The organism is Methylobacterium bullatum, from assembly GCF_014845095.1.
Lineage (GTDB): Bacteria > Pseudomonadota > Alphaproteobacteria > Rhizobiales > Beijerinckiaceae > Methylobacterium > Methylobacterium bullatum.
The window spans coordinates 1-572 of record NZ_NKUG01000290.1; the positions used below are offsets into that span (position 1 = coordinate 1).

At 67.7% G+C, this 572-nt stretch carries 1 protein-coding gene; it reads left to right on the plus strand.

Annotation, left to right across the window (positions count from 1 at the left end):
* A partial coding sequence (locus MBTS_RS23195; RefSeq protein ID WP_192216595.1) for a YceI family protein occupies nt 1-547 on the plus strand: 547 nt, incomplete at its 5' end.
* Nucleotides 548-572: the final 25 nt, after the last annotated feature.

The window sequence follows — 572 nt, forward strand, 5'->3', positions numbered from 1 at the left end:
GGATGCCGCCCCCACCACGGACCCCACCCAGGTCCGGGCCGGCAGCTACGTGCTCGACGCGGCCCACGGCAAGATCACCTGGTCGGTGAGCCACCTCGGCTACTCGACCTATTACGGCCAGATCACCGACGTGTCGGGACAAGCCGACCTCGACCCCAAGGATCCGGGCAAGAACCGGCTCACCGTGACCATCGGCATGGGAAGCATCAACGCCCTGAACGAAACGCTCAACCGCCATCTCCAGGGGCCGGACTTCTTCGACACCCAGAAGTTTCCCACCGCCACCTTCACCGCCACCCTGGTGGAGCCCACGAGCCCAACCACGGCCCGCGTCGCCGGCAGCCTCACCCTCAAGGGCGTGACGAAGCCCGTGGCGTTCGACGCCACCTTCAACCGGGCCGGCCTCAACCCCATCGACAAGCGCTATACCGTGGGCTTCGACGGCTGGGCCGTGATCAAGCGCTCGGATTTCGGCGTCAACGCCTTCCTTCCCGCCATCGGCGACGACGTGTCCCTGCGGCTCGAGGGCGAATTCAAGGCGCAGTGAGCGCTCGCCTCCCCGCGCGGGGAGG